At 63.2% G+C, this 16,751-nt stretch carries 15 protein-coding genes and 1 riboswitch; of the genes, 1 reads left to right on the top strand and 14 read right to left on the bottom strand.

Annotated features, from left to right (window positions below; all coding sequences use genetic code 11):
• Nucleotides 1-2 precede the first annotated feature (2 nt).
• The 7 genes from IDM28_RS12835 to IDM28_RS12805 all read right to left on the bottom strand — a co-directional run bounded on the left by IDM28_RS12835 (nt 3) and on the right by IDM28_RS12805 (nt 7,356).
• Nucleotides 3-2,153 carry a TonB-dependent receptor gene (locus tag IDM28_RS12835; protein WP_101320006.1) on the bottom strand — a complete coding sequence of 717 codons (2,151 nt, stop codon included), beginning with the start codon at nt 2,151-2,153 and terminating at the stop codon, nt 3-5.
• 66 nt (nt 2,154-2,219) lie between these two features.
• Nucleotides 2,220-2,627 (bottom strand): DUF2946 family protein, encoded by a 408-nt coding sequence (locus IDM28_RS12830; protein WP_101320004.1) that lies wholly within the window; start codon nt 2,625-2,627, stop codon nt 2,220-2,222.
• Nucleotides 2,628-2,699: 72 nt separating this feature from the next.
• On the bottom strand, nt 2,700-3,473 hold the full coding sequence (locus IDM28_RS12825; protein WP_101323039.1) for a ParA family protein: 774 nt from the start codon (nt 3,471-3,473) through the stop codon (nt 2,700-2,702).
• 196 nt (nt 3,474-3,669) lie between these two features.
• A complete protein-coding gene (locus IDM28_RS12820) occupies nt 3,670-4,038 on the bottom strand; it encodes a hypothetical protein (RefSeq protein ID WP_188036125.1) in 369 nt (122 codons plus the stop codon).
• Between the two features lie 85 nt (nt 4,039-4,123).
• Nucleotides 4,124-5,155, bottom strand: a complete 1,032-nt coding sequence (locus IDM28_RS12815) for a UV damage endonuclease UvsE (RefSeq protein ID WP_188036376.1) — start codon at nt 5,153-5,155, stop codon at nt 4,124-4,126.
• A gap of 60 nt (nt 5,156-5,215) precedes the next feature.
• Nucleotides 5,216-6,811, bottom strand: a complete 1,596-nt coding sequence (locus tag IDM28_RS12810) for a sensor domain-containing diguanylate cyclase (RefSeq protein WP_150572444.1) — start codon at nt 6,809-6,811, stop codon at nt 5,216-5,218.
• A 77-nt stretch (nt 6,812-6,888) separates the two neighbouring features.
• Nucleotides 6,889-7,356 (bottom strand): hypothetical protein, encoded by a 468-nt coding sequence (locus tag IDM28_RS12805; protein WP_101323038.1) that lies wholly within the window; start codon nt 7,354-7,356, stop codon nt 6,889-6,891.
• A 297-nt stretch (nt 7,357-7,653) separates the two neighbouring features.
• On the opposite strand from IDM28_RS12805, the gene IDM28_RS12800 reads away from it, so the two are divergent.
• A complete protein-coding gene (locus tag IDM28_RS12800; protein WP_150569060.1) occupies nt 7,654-8,151 on the top strand; it encodes a GNAT family N-acetyltransferase in 498 nt (165 codons plus the stop codon).
• 139 nt (nt 8,152-8,290) lie between these two features.
• On the opposite strand, the gene IDM28_RS12795 is transcribed toward IDM28_RS12800, so the two are convergent.
• From IDM28_RS12795 to IDM28_RS12765, 7 genes are all read right to left on the bottom strand, one after another.
• The gene (locus IDM28_RS12795; RefSeq protein WP_316937004.1) at nt 8,291-9,637 is read right to left on the bottom strand and encodes an OprD family porin; all 1,347 of its coding nucleotides are present in this window, start codon (nt 9,635-9,637) and stop codon (nt 8,291-8,293) included.
• Nucleotides 9,634-10,074 carry a pseudoazurin gene (locus IDM28_RS12790; protein WP_188036124.1) on the bottom strand — a complete coding sequence of 147 codons (441 nt, stop codon included), beginning with the start codon at nt 10,072-10,074 and terminating at the stop codon, nt 9,634-9,636. The genes IDM28_RS12795 and IDM28_RS12790 overlap by 4 nt, the downstream gene beginning before the upstream one ends.
• Nucleotides 10,075-10,091: 17 nt before the next feature.
• Nucleotides 10,092-10,880, bottom strand: a complete 789-nt coding sequence (locus IDM28_RS12785) for an ABC transporter ATP-binding protein (protein WP_181089244.1) — start codon at nt 10,878-10,880, stop codon at nt 10,092-10,094.
• Nucleotides 10,877-11,893: a FecCD family ABC transporter permease gene (locus IDM28_RS12780; RefSeq protein WP_188036123.1), complete on the bottom strand. Its 1,017-nt coding sequence runs from the start codon at nt 11,891-11,893 to the stop codon at nt 10,877-10,879. Before IDM28_RS12780 ends, IDM28_RS12785 begins: the two co-directional genes overlap by 4 nt.
• Entirely contained in the window at nt 11,890-12,903 is a 1,014-nt protein-coding gene (locus tag IDM28_RS12775; RefSeq protein WP_188036122.1) for an ABC transporter substrate-binding protein, read from the bottom strand. Before IDM28_RS12775 ends, IDM28_RS12780 begins: the two co-directional genes overlap by 4 nt.
• 126 nt (nt 12,904-13,029) lie before the next feature.
• Nucleotides 13,030-13,232: riboswitch (cobalamin riboswitch) on the bottom strand.
• Between the two features lie 28 nt (nt 13,233-13,260).
• The gene (locus IDM28_RS12770) at nt 13,261-14,427 is read right to left on the bottom strand and encodes a DUF1624 domain-containing protein (RefSeq protein ID WP_188036121.1); all 1,167 of its coding nucleotides are present in this window, start codon (nt 14,425-14,427) and stop codon (nt 13,261-13,263) included.
• 140 nt (nt 14,428-14,567) lie between these two features.
• Nucleotides 14,568-16,691, bottom strand: a complete 2,124-nt coding sequence (locus IDM28_RS12765) for a TonB-dependent receptor (RefSeq protein ID WP_188036120.1) — start codon at nt 16,689-16,691, stop codon at nt 14,568-14,570.
• Nucleotides 16,692-16,751: the final 60 nt, after the last annotated feature.

Raw genomic sequence — 16,751 nt, 5'->3', positions numbered from 1 at the left:
CATCAGAAACGCACGTCCATGGCCAACTCGAGCGTACGCGGCGCGCCCATGTAGTACTGCAGGCCGTATGCCTGCTTGGCGTAGACCTCGTCGGTGAGGTTGCGCACCCGTGCGGTCAGTGCGGTGTTGCGGTCGACCTGATAGCGCGCGAATGCACCGAACAGGGTATAGGCCGGCGCCTTCAACGTGTTGGCGTTGTCGGCGTAGACCGAGCCGACATAACGTCCGTCAACGCCCATCGACCAAACCGTATCGAAGCTGTAGGTCAGCCACAGGTTGCCGACATTGGCCGGCACGTTGACCGGCGCGTTGCCTTTACGCGATACCGAGACGCCATTGGCGGCCTCGTTGAACTCATCGTACTGCGCATCGACATAGGCATAGTTGGCTTCGGCCAGCAGCGTTGGCGTGACTTGAAAACGCCCAGCCAGTTCGATCCCGCGTGAGGTCTGCTGACCGGCTTGCACCGTCAGGTTGGGGTTGCTCGAATCGCGCACGGCAAAGTCCTTGCGCACGATCTGATACAGCGCAACGGTTGCCGCGCCGCGACCTTCGAGAAAGTCGAACTTGCTGCCGGCTTCCCACTGCTCGCCCTTGGACAGATCGAACAGGCCGACGTTGGAATAGGTGGCGGCGGCCAACGACCCGGCCGGCAGGTCGGCAGCGGTGCTGTACTGCAGGTACACGTTGGCGCTAGGTGTCAGTTCATAGGTCAAGCCGACCCGCCCGCTGAGCGGTTCCCAACGGCGTTCAAAGTAGGCTGGGCTGGTGGGCGAAACCGTGCCGTAGTTGTCCACCTGCATTTCCAGGTAGTCGTAGCGCAGGCCTGTGAGCAAGGCCAGGCGATCGGTCAACTGCAGGCGGTTTTCAGCGAACACTGCGCGATTGTCGATCTGGTGATGGCGCTGGCGTGTCAGGCCGGTATTGACCCCCGGGATGTCACCGAAACTGCCAGGGTCGAAATGGTCTGGGTCGACCACGTCGCTCCAGCTGCCCGCAGTGGGGTAGAGGTCCTGGCGCATGCGCGAGTAATCCACGCCCATCGCCCACTGGCTCGACAGGCCAAGCAGGCTGTTGGCGTGGCGCAGTTCGATACGGTCGCCCAGTACCGTTTGCTCATGGCGCTGCAGGTATGGGCTGCCGCGCTGGACATTGCCCGCGGCGTTGTAGCTGTACCGCTCAAGGTTGCGGTAATCGCGTTGGGCGTCGTAGTGGTACAGGGTGTTGTGCACGCTGGTGGCGTCGCTGATCTGGTAGTCGAGCATCGAGCGCAACCAGCGCACGCGCTGTTCATAGCGGCCGTCGGCGACGTTGTAGTTCTCGAAGCGGCGGCTGTTGTCGATCTTCATGGTGCTGCGCCCCGGCAGGATCGGCGCGCCCCAGTAGGGGCTGACTTCCTTGTCCTGCTGGTACTCGATGGCCAGCGTGTGGGTGAGGTCGGGGGTCAGCTCACTGAGCAAGGACAACGCCAGGCTGTCGGTATCGCGCTCATTGCGGTCGATGTATCCGTTACTGTGGCCGCGGCTGAAATCCAGGCGCACGAAGTGGTGGGCCTCGGCCGGGTTGCTGGCCAGCGCCTGATTGATACCGAAGGCGATTTCCGAATCGTCGAAGCTGCCATAGCGCAGGCGGCCATCGATGGTCTGCTGATCGCGGCTTGCCAGCTTGCTGATGTAGTTGATCGAGCCGCCAACTGCACCGGCACCATGCAGGAACGACGACGGCCCACCGATCAGTTCGACGCGATCAATGACCCAGGCGTCCACCGGGCGAGTAGCGCTGCTATAGCCGAGGTTGATGCCGTTGAAGAGCTGGGTGACCTGGTTCTGGGTGAAGCCGCGGTAGCTGACAAAGCCGCCGTAGCCGGGGTTGGCCGAGGCGTTGACACCGGTCATGGCGTTGATCACGTCCTGGGTGTCCTTGGCCCCGCGTTGTTCGATCACGCTGCGGTCGGAAACACTGACCGAGGCGGGCGTTTGCCGCGCGGTCAGGCCGAGCTTGGAGCCGGTACGGATCGGCTCGTCCAGTTGCACGCCCGAGGGTGCTGCGCGGCTGGCGTCGATGCTGGTGGCGGTGAGTTCGATGGCCGAGTGGTCGGCCCAGGCGATACTGCAGGTGCTCGCCAGGAGCACCAGGGAAGTCTGGCGGATCATGTTGTTGTGGTTTCCACGCAAAAGTCATGGCTGAGCACACACCTGCGGGCAAGTGGCCCGGGCGGCTCAGACGAAGGTTGCTGGCGCTGCGTGGATGGCAGGGGAGGCGCGTGGGTTGAGGGCAGGGCGCACATAGCGTGGCGGCGGTTGGGCCCAGCTGCGCTGGACCATCGGCGACGGCGCGCTGCCGCGTTGGCGCTCGAACCACCAGCCGGTGCTGCTCGGTGCCACCGCTTGAACAAACGATGAGCACACCGGGCAGTCCAGCTGCGCCATGTGCTGATCACCGCTGGAGTCGCCAAGGTCGACCGCCGGCCCGTGCTCGCTGGACAGCGAACAGAAGCCACCGTTGAGCCCGGACAGTTGCAGGCCGCTCATCTGGCCGTGGTGCAAACCGCAGATCAATAGGCTGAAGAGGACGCTGGCATACAGCGCCCAGGCAGTCAGCGCGCGGCTCTGGCGGGGGATTTTCATGGCGGTGAATCTACCATCAGCTCAGCATCGCCTGAGTGCTGACTGCCTGTGGTGGATTGTCGCACCTGGGTGTCAGGCGGCGCGTTCCAATACATCGAGCAGGTCGACGAACTCGCGGGCCAATTTGTGCGTGGGTGCCAGATGGACCAGCGGCACGGCCGCCTGGTGCGACTCGCGCATCTTGATCGAGGCGCTCAGGTACACCGGCAGAATCGGCAAGCCTTCACCGCGCAGTTGCTCGACCAGGGTCTGGTGCAGTGCGGTGCGCCCGGCGTACTGATTGACCACCACGCCCTCGACGGTAAGTTCTGCATTGTGGTCGTGGCGCAGCTCTGCAACTTCGGCCATGACGTTGAGCAGTGCCTGGCGCGAGAAGCTGTCGCAGTCGAACGGAATCAGCAGGCGCTCGGCGGCAAGCAGGGCGCTGAAGGTATAGAAGTTCAGCGCAGGCGGGGTGTCGATATAGATCCGCTCGTAATCTTCCGACAGCGCGACCAGCAGCTTGCGCAGCTTGTTGATCTTGAATTTGCTTTCCAGACGGGTCTGCAAATCGGCCAGCTCTGGGCTGGCAGTGACCAGATGCAGGTTGGCGTAGCGTGTCTCGCTGATGGCCACACGATTCTTCTTGCCTTCAGGGCTGGTACTGAGGGTCTGCCTGAAGAAGTCGGCAATGCCGGGGGGGATCTGATCGTTGCTCAAACCGGTCAGGTAGTAGGTGGCATTGGCCTGGGGATCAAGATCGACCAGCAGCGTGCGGTAACCCTCTGCAGCACTGGCGGCGGCGAGATTGCAGGCGATGCTCGATTTGCCCACGCCACCTTTTTGATTGAATACGACTCGACGCATGCTGCGGTTCATCCCTGAAATAAGCCGTGGGGCCATAGATGGCAGTTCAGAGACAATCCTATGAAGTAAACATGACAGTATTAAGACAAGGGTTGTTACATTTTGCCCGGTGCTTGAAACCCGCATCCTGAGCGAAGCCGGCACGCTCGAATCGCAACTCGAACATGCCGGCGTTTAACGTGCAACGGCCAGTGGATTAGCCGCCGCCACCGCCGCCACCGCCGCCTGCGCCGCCGCTACCGGAACTGCCCGAGCCAGTGCCGCTGCCTGAGCCGCCCATGCCACTGCCGCCGGTGCCGCCTTGGTTGTCATCGCTGTCAGTGGTGCTGCCGCCCATGCCGCTGCCCCCGGTACCGCTGCCGTTCATGGTGCCACTGCCAGTGCCGTCACGCTGCATGGTGCCGGTGCCCGTGCCGTCGCTGTTCATGGTGCCCGGGCCAACGCCGGTAGCGCCGCCGGTCTGGGTGCTTGGCGCGTCGTTGTCATTCATGTTGGTCGCGGCCATGGCCAGTGGCGCGGTGGCGCCCAGGCAGACTGCGAGACAAAGTGCATGCATCCGCTTCATGGTGTATCTCCCGTTCATGTGAGTACATGCATTGGGCCTTGCCTCGTCGATGAGGGTGCCCCGGGACTGACGGACGGTGTTCCTATCAAATGGCGGCGGCAGCGCCATCAACGTAGCGCTGATAGAAGTCGAGGGTGGCGAGGTTCTTGTGCTTGGCCTCGAACATGATGTCGAAGTCGCCCGTGAAGCCCAGCGCGTAACAGTTGGTCCAGTCGTTCCACATGCGCTCGCTGTGCTGGTACAGATCACGCTTGTTGACCTGCTCCAGCAAGGCTGGAATCTCCAGCTTCTGCTGCGCGGTAAAGCCCAGTTCCTGCAGGCGCTCGGGCGGCTGCGAGTAGTGCATCACCGGGCGCACGCCGCGCCAGCTGGCGATGATCGGCGCAAGCCGTGGGTCGTCATGGGCGATGTAGTCGTTCTCGTGAATCCAGCAGTGATGGATATCCAGCACCACCGGCGCAAGGTCGGCCAGGCCCAGGCAATCGTCGACGCCGTAGGTCTTTTCATCGTTCTCGAAGGTGATGACATTGCGCGCTTCCTGCGACAGGCGCGGCCAGACGGCACGCACGCCAGCGGCACCCAGACGCCCGGCAATGTGCACGTTGCACTTGAAGTCCTGAAAGCGCTGGCCGTAGCCCATCATGCGGATCATGTCGGCGTGGTACTCGAACTCGGCCAGGCTGTTTTCGACTACGTCGGGGCGGTCCGAGCCGAGTACGCAGTACTGGCCGGGATGAAACGACAGGCGAATATCCGCGCTGCGGGCAAACGCGCCAATCGCGCCGAGGCGTGTCTGCAGGTCAGCCTGAACGTTCGGGTTACGGTAGAACTCCGCCACTTGCGGGTGGCTGTAGAGCGGCAGCAGGTCGCTGCTCAAGCGCACCATGCGCAGGGTTGGCGGCAGCTCCGCCACGTACGCCAGCAGGCGCAACTGGGCATCGAGATTGTGTTCGACCAGCTCCAGCAGCTTTGCCGCAGCGGCTTCGACGCTGGCGCTGTTGAGCCAGCGCAAGGTCGTGGTGCGCGGATTGAAGGCCTTTTCGATGGCCTCCAGTTCCTTGATCGCCAGGCTGCGATGCGGGTGGCGGTACATACAGGCAAAGCCCAGACGGGGCATGGTCATCTCCGGGTCGATGGGGCTGCAGCTTGGACATCAGCGCCGCGGCAAACGCTCAGTTCAGCTGTGCGCCGCCTCGCCACTGCGCGCGACTTGGACCTGATTGCGCCCGTTCTGCTTGGCCACATACAACGCAGCGTCGGCCTCGCTGAGCACCTCGGCCGGCAGGCTGCCAGAGTTGGCCTGCCAATGGGCTACGCCCAGCGACACGGTGATCGCACCGACCGCAGCGAGCGGTGTGTCCTGCACGCAAATGCGCAACCGCTGGGCAACCACGATGGCGATCTCCAGGCTGGCGCCAGGCAGGATCATGATGAACTCCTCGCCACCGGTGCGGCAGAGCACGTCGACTTCACGGCAACAGCTGCGCATCAGCTCGGCCAACTGGCGCAGGGCCTGATCACCCACTGCATGGCCGTAAGTGTCGTTGATCCGTTTGAAGTGATCGATGTCGAGCACGACAGCGGCGAAGTTACGCTCCTCGGCCTTGAGCAGCGACAGGTTGTATTCGAGGCTGCGGCGGTTACCGAGCCCGGTCAAGGGGTCGGTTTGCGCGTCCCGGTTGAGCCGGCCGATGCGCTCCTGCAGCAGATTGAGGCCAAACAGCAAAGCGCGCTTCAACTCGGCCGCTTCGAAGTACCAAGCACGCACCTTGTGCAGATGTTCGGCCGTGCCAGGGCGGTCCAGCGCCAGCGCGCCCGCCGCCAGTTGCCACAGCGGCCGGGTGATGGCCAGGGCAAACCACCACAGGGCGAGAAAACCAAGCAATGCCAACGGCGCCGACAGTAGCACCACATTCAGAATCAGCTGACGCATTGGCGCTACTGTCTGGCTCAGCGGCTGCTGCGCGATAACGCCCCAGCCCGTGCTTGGCACTGTGGCAAAACCGGCGAGCATCTCCACGCCGGCACTGTTGTGGATCTGCCGAGTGCCCTCAGACAGGGCGGGGAGCTGATCGATCAGGGAATTACCCTCGACCACTGTCCCGACCCGCTCCGGGTCTGGGTGATAGAGCAGACGCCGGTTACGGTCGACCACGTACAGGTACGAGCCATCCTTGTAGTAGTGCTCGCCGAGCATGCTGTTGAGGAAGTTGCGTTCACGCAGGTACACGCTGCCGCCGACATAGCCCAGGTATTTGCCTTGCCCATCGAAGATCGGCTGTGACAGCACCACCACCAGGTTATTGGCTGCCGACAGAAAGGGTGTTGATACCAGCGGGCGGCGTTCGCGCAGGGCCTCTTGCGAGCCTGGCGTCTGCACATGGGTGCCGATCAGGTGGCGCAGTGGCGCGGGCGAAACGGCGCGCAGAAACCCCTGGGCGTCGACCAGAAAGGTCGAGTTGAAGGCGATGCTCTGCTGCAGCACCCGCTCGGTCTCGGCCAGCAGCGAGGGCGCATCGTTCAGGTTGTGCGCCTGCACCCCGGCACTGAAGCCCAGTTGCTGCAGCGCGTTGCCCAGAAACGTATCGGTGATTGCTGCAAGTTTTGCCGCGTAGACCCGGTTGGCTTCCAGTGAATGGTCGATCAGCAGTTGGCGTTGTACCCGGTAACTGGCGAAATAGCTGGTCAGCAGCATGGTCACTGCAGTCAGCGCCGAGAGTACGAGGATGAGTGTGCGCAGATCCAGGCGCAGTCCTTTCTTGGCGTGTGGCAATCCTGACCTCACTGACGGGTTACTGCGAAATACCTTATGCGTTTCGCGTGATTACAGCTACAGCTAAACCGGGCTGTTCAAGGCAGCGCTTGCAGATCGTCCTCGACCTGCTGCATACGTTGCGCGGCGAGGGCCTGTACCGCTTTGTCCTGGGCGCTGGCGCGCATCAGACCGGTGAGCTTCTCGCTGAGGCGTTTGCCCTGCTCGGTGTCGCCGAGTGCCTTGGCTTTCTCGGGATTCTGCGTTGCCTCGACGATGGTCTCGAATTCGGCATCGCTGAAGTTGGCTGTGCTGTACAGCTTGAACAGGTCGTTGCGCTGGTCCTCGACGGTGAGGTGCTTGCGCAGTACCTGCTTGATCTGCTCTTCGGGGACCTGCGGGTGGGTCATGGCCAGCAGTGAGGCCATCCTGCCGATGTTGTGCTCGTAGGCGGCTTGCAAGGGCAGCTTGGCGAGGATCTGTTGTTCGCGGCTGGGCTGCTGGTCGCAGGCAGCGAGGGCACCGAGCAAGAGCACGGGCAGCAGCAGGTTGAGCAAGCGATTCATCGAGCAGCCCTTGGGCACAGTGGGGTGGCAAGTTTACCGTTTTTCCAGGGCCTGCGTGGCAGTTGCGCTGCGTGGGAAACGGCCTGCACAGATGTCCGGAAGGTAAACACATCGTTTTTGACAGCGGCTGCCCAGCTGCAGCTGAATACCCCCTCAAGAACAGTTTTGCCGCGACGTTGCGGACTGATCCGCAGCGCCTGCCGTTTCGCCAGTCAGCTTGAGCGCGCCCGTGCAATTGCGCACGGGCTGGCGATCGGGTAGAAGTTGGCTTTCACCTCGCTTCAAGGCCTGAGCGCAATGACAGACTGGATCATCACTTCGGTAGCCGCCGATGCCATCGACGAGGTGGTCGCGTTCGTCAACGACTCGCGGCGGGAGCTGTTTCCGCTGCTGGCTGACGCACCGCTGCCGGCTGACCTTGCCCGGTTCAGCGATACCTACCTGCAAGGTGGCGGCTGTTTCTTGACCGCGCGCGACAACGGCCGGCTGGTCGCAGCCATCGGCTACCTGCCTTACGACCACCGCTTCAGCCAGCTGAATTATCACGACTTCACTGTGGTGGAAGTGGTGCGGCTGTTCGTTTTGCCCGAGTACCGCCGCTGTGGTCTGGCCGCAGCGCTGTTTGCAGAGCTACGGTTGCGGGCCAAGGCTGCTGGAATCGAATGTTTGTATCTGCATACGCATCCGTTTCTGCCAGGAGCGATTCGCTTCTGGGAGCGGCAAGGGTTTGTCGTCACCGATATTGAACAGGACCCTGTATGGCAAACGACGCATATGCAGTTGCTGCTGGTGTAGTGGGTGAGAAGGCACTGTGGGGGTTGAGCTAAGGCGTCGCCGCCGGCAGGTTGCCGGGACCGTTTGGCGAACCGACTGAGGTAGATAAGCGCAGACGCAGTCAGAGTTTCTCGTTCTGATCAGCTTCGCTCTGCCTGCCTCAAAACCCACCCGTAAGCGGATACTCCACCGCTACCCGAATCTGATCCGCATCCAGCTCAGCTTGCGCCGTGTTCCCACGATGCACGTCATGCCGCAGAGAGAACACCGTGCCTTTGGCCTTGCCGCTCTGTACTACATAGCGCGCTTCCAGGTCGCGTTCCCAATGTTTGCCGCCGCGGCCATAACCGAGATAGGCATAACCGCCGCGTGGATCGACACGACTGCCGTCGATGTCGAAACCGCGTACATACAGCGCCGTCAGGTTCAACCCAGGCACGCCGTAGGCGCCCATGTTCAGGTCGTAGCGCGCCTGCCAGGACTTCTCATTGGGGGCGTTGAAGTCGGACAGCTGCACCGCGTTGCTGATGAAAATGGCGCCGCGGCTGACGTAGTCGAACGGGGTGTCGCCGTGCACTTGCTGCCAGCCGAGACTGAAACCGTGTGGCCCGTGGTTGTAGCGCGAGACCAGGCTCCAGGTGGTGTTGTCGATCTGCCCGGACAAGGCCTTGCCGGTGTCGCGGGTGCGGTACAGGTTGAGGTCGAGGCTGACGCTGCGTTGGTCGCTCAGCGCGTGGCTGAGGGTGCTGCCCAAGTAGTGCTGGTTCCAGGTGTCTTCATAGCGCGAGGTGTACAGGCTGGCGCTGACGGAGTCGCTCGGGTTCCAGACCATGCCGGCGAGGTCGAAGCTGTCGCCCTTGAGGGCATTCGAGTAGTTCACCACCAGGCCTTGGTTGTGGCTGCTGGCGTTACGGTCGGCGCTCTCGGTGAAGTGCCCGGCAACCAGTTTCAAGATGTCAACTTCGTTGCTGGTCAACAACCAGCCGGTTGCAGTCTCTGGCAGCAGGCGGCTGTCGGAGGCGTTGAATACCGGCGTTTTTACCCGTTGTTCACCGTAGCTCAGCACCGTGTCGGCCATTCGCAGTTTAAGTGCGGCGCCAGCGCGGCTGTACTCGGTTTTCGGGTGGCCTTGATTGTCCACGCTGAGCAAGCGCGCCTTGCCTGCGCGGCCGCCGCCGCTGTCGAGTTGCACGCCGAGGTAAGCGTGGGCATCGACGCCAACCCCGATCAGGCCCTGGGTGAAACCTGACTGCAAGGTGCCCATCAGGCCATAGCCCCATTCTTCGGCTTTGCCGCTACGCTCGCTACGCGGTTTGTAGGCGTTGCGCGCGCCGCTGTTGCTGGCGCCGTGACGATAATCGCGCTGGTCGAATACGCTGCGGTTGAGCAGGCTCCAGCTGCTGTCTTCAATCAGCCCGTTGGCCTTTGCCTGGGCAGACTCGGCGGCTGCCAGAGGGGAGACAGTGATCAGCGGGAGCAGAGCAGCAGCGCGCTTGAAATGGCTCACTGACCTGTTCCCAGTTTCTCCAGCTGTACTTGCAGACGGGCCTTGGCCCGGGCTGGCAAGGTCGCCGGCAGGGCCGGCATATCGACCGCCGGTTCGCCAACCTGGATCAACATGACCATGCCCATCGCCAAGTGCGGAATGCACTGAATTGCATACAACCCCGGTACGCTGAACTGCTGCTCGTGGGGCTGATTGAGCTTGCTCTTGAAGGCTTCGGCGCCGGCTGGCAGCAGCTCGGCCAGGGTCGCGGCATTGTGCCCGCTCATGCTCGGCACAAAGCGCACGCTGTCGCCGGGAGCGATGTGCAGGTGGTCCGGTTCATAGACCATGGCGCCGTCGCTGCCGCGGTTGAGCATCTTTACTTCATGGATTTCGGCGTGAGCCGGCGGGGCGAGCAGGGCGCTGCACAGCAGCAAGGCGAGAGGGCGCGAAAACATAGTGGGAACATCCGTGTTCAAGGGGCGCGGAAACGCAGTATGCGGGCGCCGTCATAAGGATCGGTGAGGTAGTGAGCGTGCACGCCGAAGGTGCGCAGCAGGCGCTCTGGGGTCAGCACGTCATGCGGCTTGCCGAGGGCTACCAAGCGGCCTTGATCGAGCACCGCGAGGCGGTCGCAGGTCAGCGCCTGGTTCAAATCATGTAAAGCCACCAAGGTCGTCACCGGCAGTGCCTGGACCTGTTGCAGCAGGCTCAGTTGGTGCTGGATATCGAGGTGGTTGGTTGGCTCATCGAGCAGCAATACGCCTGGCCGCTGGGCCAGGGCGCGGGCGATGTGCACGCGCTGCCGCTCGCCGCCGGACAGGCTGTGCCAGAGGCGCTGGCGCAAGTGCAGGGCGTCAAGATCGGTAAGGGCCTGCTCGACGATGCGCCGATCCTCGGGGGAGTACGGCGCCAGCGCCGACAGCCATGGTGTGCGGCCCAGGGCCACGGCGTCATACACGCTGATGGCATCGCTGGTGTCGGCTTGCTGCTCGACCAGAGCCAAAGCCTGGGCGATCTGCCGCCGGGGCATGCGCGCCAGTGGCTGGCCGAGCAGTTGCACTTCACCACTGCTCGGTTTGAGCAGGCCGGCAAGCAGTTTGAGCAGGGTCGATTTGCCGGAGCCATTTGGGCCAACCACGCCGAGGGTTTCCCCGGCGATCACCTCAAGCTCGACCGCTTCGAGCACATCGTTGCCACCCAGACGCAGGCCAAGGCCTCGGCAACTGAGCGGCGCGAGATTCACGCTGTTGAGGTTGGTCATGCGCGCCCCCGGCGGCTTACCAGAATCAAGGCGAACAGCGGCGCGCCAATCAGCGCAGTGACCACGCCGACCGGAATCACCTGCCCAGGAATCAAGGTCCGCGAGAGGATATCGGCGCTGATCAGGAACAGCGCACCTCCCAGGGCACTGGCCGGCAGCAGGCGGCTGTGCCCGGTGCCGAGCAGCAGGCGCAGTGCGTGTGGAATGACCAGGCCGACAAAACCGATGGCGCCGACAATCGATACCATCACTGCCGTAACCAGCGCCGCGCAGCTGATCAGCAGCAGTTGGCTGCGGCGCACCGGAATACCCAGCGAGGCCGCCGAGTCGGCGCCGAAGGTAAAGGCGTCGAGGGTGCGCCGATGCCACAGGCATACCGCCAAACCCAGCAGCGCCACCGGCACCGCCAGCCACACCGACGGCCAACGCACGCCGCTGAGGTTACCCAGCAGCCAGAACAGAATCCCGCGCGCCTGTTCGGCAGTCGCCGACTTGGTGATCAAGAATGCCGTAAGCGCGCTGAACAACTGCGAGCCAGCGATCCCAGCCAGAATCACCTGGGCATTGCCGCCGCCAGCACCGCTGGCCCGCGACAGCAACAGGACCAGGCCGAACGCTGCCAGTGCACCAATGAACGCGCCGCCCGACATCGACAGCGCAGCGCCACCAAGCCCGAGCAGGGCTACCGCGACCGCACCCGTCGAAGCACCCGCCGACAACCCAAGCAGATACGGCTCGGCCAGCGGATTGCGCAGCAGCGCCTGCAGGATCACCCCGCAGGTCGCCAGCCCGGCGCCGCATGCGGCAGCCACCAGAGTGCGGGTCAGGCGATAGTTCCAGACGATGCCCGCGTCGATCGGGTCGACTGGGTAACCGGCGTCCCACAGGTGGTTGGCCAGGACCTGCAAGACCACGCTGGGCGCCACTGGCGTTTCACCAATGGCGATACCGGCAAGCATCGCCCCCAGCAAGGCGAGCAGGGCAGCGGCGCAGTAGGGCAGCAGACGCATCATGGTTGCTCGGCTTTCCCCGAAGCAAACGCGTTGGACAGCGTCTCCAGGCCACGGAACAAGCGAATACCGGCCTGCATCGCGTCGGCATCGAGGACGATGATGCGGCCCTCGTGAACGGCGTCCATGTGTTTGGTGACGGGGTCACTACGGAGGAATTCGAGCTTCTTCTGGTAGTCATCGGCAGGGAAGCGGCGGCGGTCCATGCGGGCGATGATCAGCCAGGTCGGGTTGGCCTTGGCCAGGGTTTCCCAGCCAACCGTTGGCCACTCTTCGCTGGACTCGACCACGTTGCGCACGCCCAGGGTCTGCAGCATGAAGTCGGCCACGCCCTGGCGACCGGCGACATAGGGGTCGATGTCGAGGTCGGCACTGGAGAACCAGAACAGGGCGGAGGTCTGCGACAGGTCGTGGCCGGCCAGTTGTTTGCGGGCAGTGTCCAGGCTCTGCTTGAGCTCATTGTTGAGCGCTTCGCCACGCGCCTGCACGTCGAAGATCTCGGCCAGTTGGCTGACGCTTTTGTAGATGCTGGCGATCTGGAACGGCTGCAGCCGGGTGCCGTCGGCACCGACCAGGTTGTCCTTGCCTTCGCAATCGGACGGCAGCACATAGGTCGGCACGTTCAGCTCGTTGAACTGCTCACGGGTGCCGACCACACCCTGTGCGCCGATCATCCATTCGAACTGCGCAGCTACCAGTTGCGGGCGCTTGCCGACCACTGCTTCAAAGCTTGGGTCGTTGTCAGCGAGGCGCTCGACCTGGTCGTTCTGCGCCTTGAACTCGGGCAGCACGTTGTTGAACCACAGCGAGGTGCCCACCAGCTTGTCGCCCAGGCCCAGTGCATAGAGCATTTCGGTACCGGCCTGGCCGATGGTCACTGCGCGCTGCGGCGCCTGGGCAAAGGTCTGCACCGCGCCGCAGTTGTCGATGGTCAGCGGATAGTGGGTGGCGGCGGCCTGGGCCAGGCCAGACAGGCTCAGGCCTGCCAGCAGGGTCACGAAACGGGGCAGCATGGGTGGGCGATCTCCTATCGAACAATGCGGGGAATGAACCCACGGACAGGCATCGCCTTGCCCATTGCGCACGGCAATAGGCAGCACCCTCGGAAGGGTGGAGATGGCCAGCCCGGACACCCCGCCGGTTGGTAAATGTTTGCCGGCAGGTCTCCTGACTGGTGCGTCATGGCCTGGCTCCAGCCTTCCCGGGTCAGCAACCCAGTGGCATCGATGGAGCAGGCTCGGCACTTACAGTTGCGGGGGCAGTTCCGTTTCGCCTGCATTCAAGGGCAGGCCTGGGATTCCCTGTTAGTTCCGTGATGGAAACCGGCGGGCGGCATGGTAGACCATCACGCCGCCGGGGGAAAACGCTTTTCAGAGATACTTGAGCCAGCTGATGTCGCGGCGGCGCGCCTTGAGTTGGGAAAACTGGCGCACCGGCAGGTATAACGCCGCCGCCAGCAAGCCTGCAGTCAGCCAGATGAAGCCGATGCTGTCGAAGCCGAAATAACCACCCTGATTGAGCCCGAACAGCGCGACACAGGCCAGGTATAGCAGCTTGAGCACATACAGGTGCAGCAGGTAGAAAAACATCGGCGCCGCGCCGAACACCGCCAACACACTGATCCAGCGCGCCTGGCCGGCGCGTTCGAAACCGCGCAGCAACAGCAGCCCGGCGCCCAGCGTCAGCGCCAGGAACAGCAGCGACGGTGGGTATTTGGTGATGTTGCAAAAGCTCATCACGGTCTGCATCAGGCTCGGGTAGCTGCTCCACGGCGCTTCGCCGTAGCCATTGAGCAGGCGCAGGCCGACGAAGCCGAGCAGGGCCGCTACACCCGCCAGCAGCAAGCGCCGTTGGCGCACGCTGGCGACGCTGCTGCGGGCGAACCAGGGGCCGAGGGCGTAGCCAAGGGCAATCACGCCAATCCACGGCAGCACTGGGTAGGAAGTGCGCATGCGCAGGCTGTCGGATACCTCCAGCCAGCCGCGGTCATGCAGGATCGCCCACGGCACATGCATGACCGAGCCGGGCGCAAAGTGCACGCCGTCGAGCAGGTTATGCCCGGCGATGATCAGCGCACTGAGCGCGATCAGCGCCGGGCGTGGCAGCCAGACCAGCAGCGACAGCGCGATCATGCTTACGCCGATCGCCCAGATCACCTGCATGTAGATCACCGTCGGGGGCAACTGGAAGGTCCAGGCGAAGTTGACCAGGGTGAATTCCAGCACCACCAGAAACAGCCCGCGCTTGAACAGGAACGCCGAGGTGGCGCCGCGGCCTTGATACTTCTCGCCATACAGCCAGGCCGAAAGACCGGTCAGCAGGACGAACACCGGGGCGCACAGATGCGCCAGGGTGCGGCTGAAAAACAGCGAAGTTTCGGTGCTTTCGATGGTCATCGGGTCAACCACCTGATGATGCATGAAGAAGGTCTCGCGTACGTGATCGAGCAGCATGAACAGAATGACCAGCCCGCGCAGGGCATCGATGCTCTGCAGGCGTTGGCTGACGAGGGTGGGAGAAGTCAGGGCGGTTGTCATGAAAATTCGCTGGTGAGGTTTCGTGTAACGTTATCTTATAACGATTGGTTTTCCTGTTGAAAGTCTTTTGTCGGTGAGCGTAGTGCCCATGAAGGCCCTGGCTAGCCCGTTGCAGCGCGGCCAGCCAGGGTGAATCGTGTTTAGAAGCTGTAGTCCAGCGTGGCGAAATACGAGCGTGGTGCGCCCAGCAGCCACTGCTCGCCGCTGTAGGCGGCCGTCACGTAGTTGCGGTTTAGCAGGTTGTTCAACTGCAGGCCCAGGCGCACGTCAGGCAGCACTTGCCAGCCCAGGTTGGCATCGACCACGGTGTAGCTGGGGATGCTCTGGCTATTGCCGGTGTCGGCGTAACGCGTGTCGACATAACGCAGGCCGACGCCGGCATCGACGTCCTGGCCAAAGCCTTTGCTCAGCCACAGGTTGGCACTGCGTCGCGGCACATTGGCCGGGCGTTTGCCGCTGCGGTCGGTGGCAACGCCTGCCACGCTTTCATTGAAGTCGTCGTACTTGGCCCGTAGCAGCGCGGCGTTGGCCGACAGCTGCCACTGGTTGGCCAAGGCCAATTCGAGGGTCGCTTCCAGGCCATCGGAGGTCTGCTGGCCGGCCTGTTGCGGTTGATGGCTGACAGGGTCGTCGACCAGCAGCTTTTTCTTGACGATGTGATAAGCGGCCAAGGTCCACTCGCCACGGCCATCAAGAAAGCGCTGCTTGACGCCAAGTTCGGTCTGGCGCGCTTCGGTCAGGTCGAAGTTCATCTGTGCCGGGCTGAGGCTGACCAGGTTTTCCACACCGTCTTCACTGGTCGAGTACTGGCCGTACAGCGACAGGTCCGGGGTCAGCGCATAGACCAGCCCGGCGCGCCAGTTGCCGCCGCTGAGGCTGCGGTCGGTGCGGCTAGCGTCGATCAGGTTGTCGCGCTCGATGTGGTTCTGATCACGGCGAATACCGGTCACCAGCGACAGCTGCTCGGTCAGCTGCGTGCGGTTTTCGGCGAACAGCGCTGCGCTGTGGGTGGTACTGAACGAGCGCGGTTGCAGCGGCGTGGCGCTGACGAAATGGCCGGGCGCGGGCTGCCACGGGTCAATGTAGTCGTTGCCGATATCGTTGTAGGGCCAGTTGTTGGTCAGGCGGAAGCGGATCTTGTTGTATTCGGCGCCCACCACGGTCGTGCTGGCCAGGCCAAACAGGCTGTGCTGGAAGGTGAAGCTCTGGCGATCACCGATCTGCTCCTGGTTGTGCTTGATCTCGAGAAAGCCATTGCGCAGCAGTTGGCCGACGTCTGCGTCCCAGTTGTAGTTTTCGGCGTTGCGCCAGTGGCGACGGCTCTTGATGTAATAGAGCTGGTTGCTGGCGCTGACGTTGTCGCTGATAGCCCACTCGCTGCTCAGGCGGGTCCATTCATCGTGGTAGCGCAATTCGGCGTCACGCACGTTGTAGTTCTTGTCGCGCAGGCTGTCACGGTAGTGCCCGGCAATCAGCGGTGTGCCGAAGTAGTTCATCGGCTCGGCGTCGCCGCGTTCGTGGGCGAGGGTGAAACTCAGGTCTTCGTTGGCATCGAAGCGCAGTGCCAGGCTCAGGGCCAGGTTGCGTGAGTCGCCGCGGTCGATATGGCCATTGCCTTGCTGCTTGTTGATGGTGGCACGGTAGCTGAGGCGCTCGCTCAGGCTGCCGCCGCTGTCCAGGCCCAGTTGCTGGCGGTCCCATGAGCCGTAGCCCAGGCGCAGCTGGTTGTGGATCTCGCCTTGCACGGGCTTTTTCGGGATGACGTTGACCACCGCGCCGGTGGCGCCTTCGCCGTATAACACCGACGCCGGACCGCGCAGCACTTCGATACGTTCGACCAGCCATGGGTCGACCGGGAAAGTCTGGGTGCCGGCACCGGTGTACAGGCGCGCGCCGTCGAACAGGGTCATCACCGAACCATGGCCGTTGAAGCCGCGTGCGCTGAGGCCAGTGCCGCCATCGCCTGGGGTGCCGATGGAGGTGATACCGGGGGTGCGGGTGACCGCATCCTGCACGGTGAGGTTGCTGCGCTGCTGGATCTGTTCGGCGCTAAGGCTGCTGACACTGGCTGGTGTTTCGAAGGCAGTCAGGCCGAGGCGCGAGCCGGTCTCGCTGCTGCTGGTGAGGTCGGCGCTTGCGTCGCGGCGTTCGCTGATCGCGATAGAGGGCAGGGCGACGACCTTGCTCGTCGGCTCTGCGGCCACGGCTGGCGAAGCGGCGGCAATGCAGGCCGCCAGAAGAGTAAAGGTATTGGTACGGGACATGTCGTTCCACTGGTGCAGGAAGTAAGGATCCCGGTGGAAACAACGCAAAGACAAGCGGGC

Origin of the sequence: Pseudomonas sp. EZ-C24 (assembly GCF_014525325.1) — a bacterium.
GTDB lineage: Bacteria > Pseudomonadota > Gammaproteobacteria > Pseudomonadales > Pseudomonadaceae > Aquipseudomonas > Aquipseudomonas shirazensis.
Note: the sequence above shows the minus strand (reverse complement) of the source record. Positions and strands in the feature narration are given on the sequence as shown.

What these genes read in the sequence shown, in the direction of transcription:
- IDM28_RS12800 (WP_150569060.1), top strand. Translation starts at nt 7,654, where the DNA reads ATGACAGACTGGATCATCACTTCGGTAGCCGCCGATGCCATCGACGAG.
- IDM28_RS12820 (WP_188036125.1), bottom strand. Translation starts at nt 4,038, where the DNA reads ATGAAGCGGATGCATGCACTTTGTCTCGCAGTCTGCCTGGGCGCCACC.
- IDM28_RS12790 (WP_188036124.1), bottom strand. Translation starts at nt 10,074, where the DNA reads ATGTTTTCGCGCCCTCTCGCCTTGCTGCTGTGCAGCGCCCTGCTCGCC.
- IDM28_RS12825 (WP_101323039.1), bottom strand. Translation starts at nt 3,473, where the DNA reads ATGCGTCGAGTCGTATTCAATCAAAAAGGTGGCGTGGGCAAATCGAGC.
- IDM28_RS12785 (WP_181089244.1), bottom strand. Translation starts at nt 10,880, where the DNA reads ATGACCAACCTCAACAGCGTGAATCTCGCGCCGCTCAGTTGCCGAGGC.
- IDM28_RS12770 (WP_188036121.1), bottom strand. Translation starts at nt 14,427, where the DNA reads ATGACAACCGCCCTGACTTCTCCCACCCTCGTCAGCCAACGCCTGCAG.
- IDM28_RS12765 (WP_188036120.1), bottom strand. Translation starts at nt 16,691, where the DNA reads ATGTCCCGTACCAATACCTTTACTCTTCTGGCGGCCTGCATTGCCGCC.
- IDM28_RS12780 (WP_188036123.1), bottom strand. Translation starts at nt 11,893, where the DNA reads ATGATGCGTCTGCTGCCCTACTGCGCCGCTGCCCTGCTCGCCTTGCTG.
- IDM28_RS12775 (WP_188036122.1), bottom strand. Translation starts at nt 12,903, where the DNA reads ATGCTGCCCCGTTTCGTGACCCTGCTGGCAGGCCTGAGCCTGTCTGGC.
- IDM28_RS12815 (WP_188036376.1), bottom strand. Translation starts at nt 5,155, where the DNA reads ATGCCCCGTCTGGGCTTTGCCTGTATGTACCGCCACCCGCATCGCAGC.
- IDM28_RS12830 (WP_101320004.1), bottom strand. Translation starts at nt 2,627, where the DNA reads ATGAAAATCCCCCGCCAGAGCCGCGCGCTGACTGCCTGGGCGCTGTAT.
- IDM28_RS12835 (WP_101320006.1), bottom strand. Translation starts at nt 2,153, where the DNA reads ATGATCCGCCAGACTTCCCTGGTGCTCCTGGCGAGCACCTGCAGTATC.
- IDM28_RS12805 (WP_101323038.1), bottom strand. Translation starts at nt 7,356, where the DNA reads ATGAATCGCTTGCTCAACCTGCTGCTGCCCGTGCTCTTGCTCGGTGCC.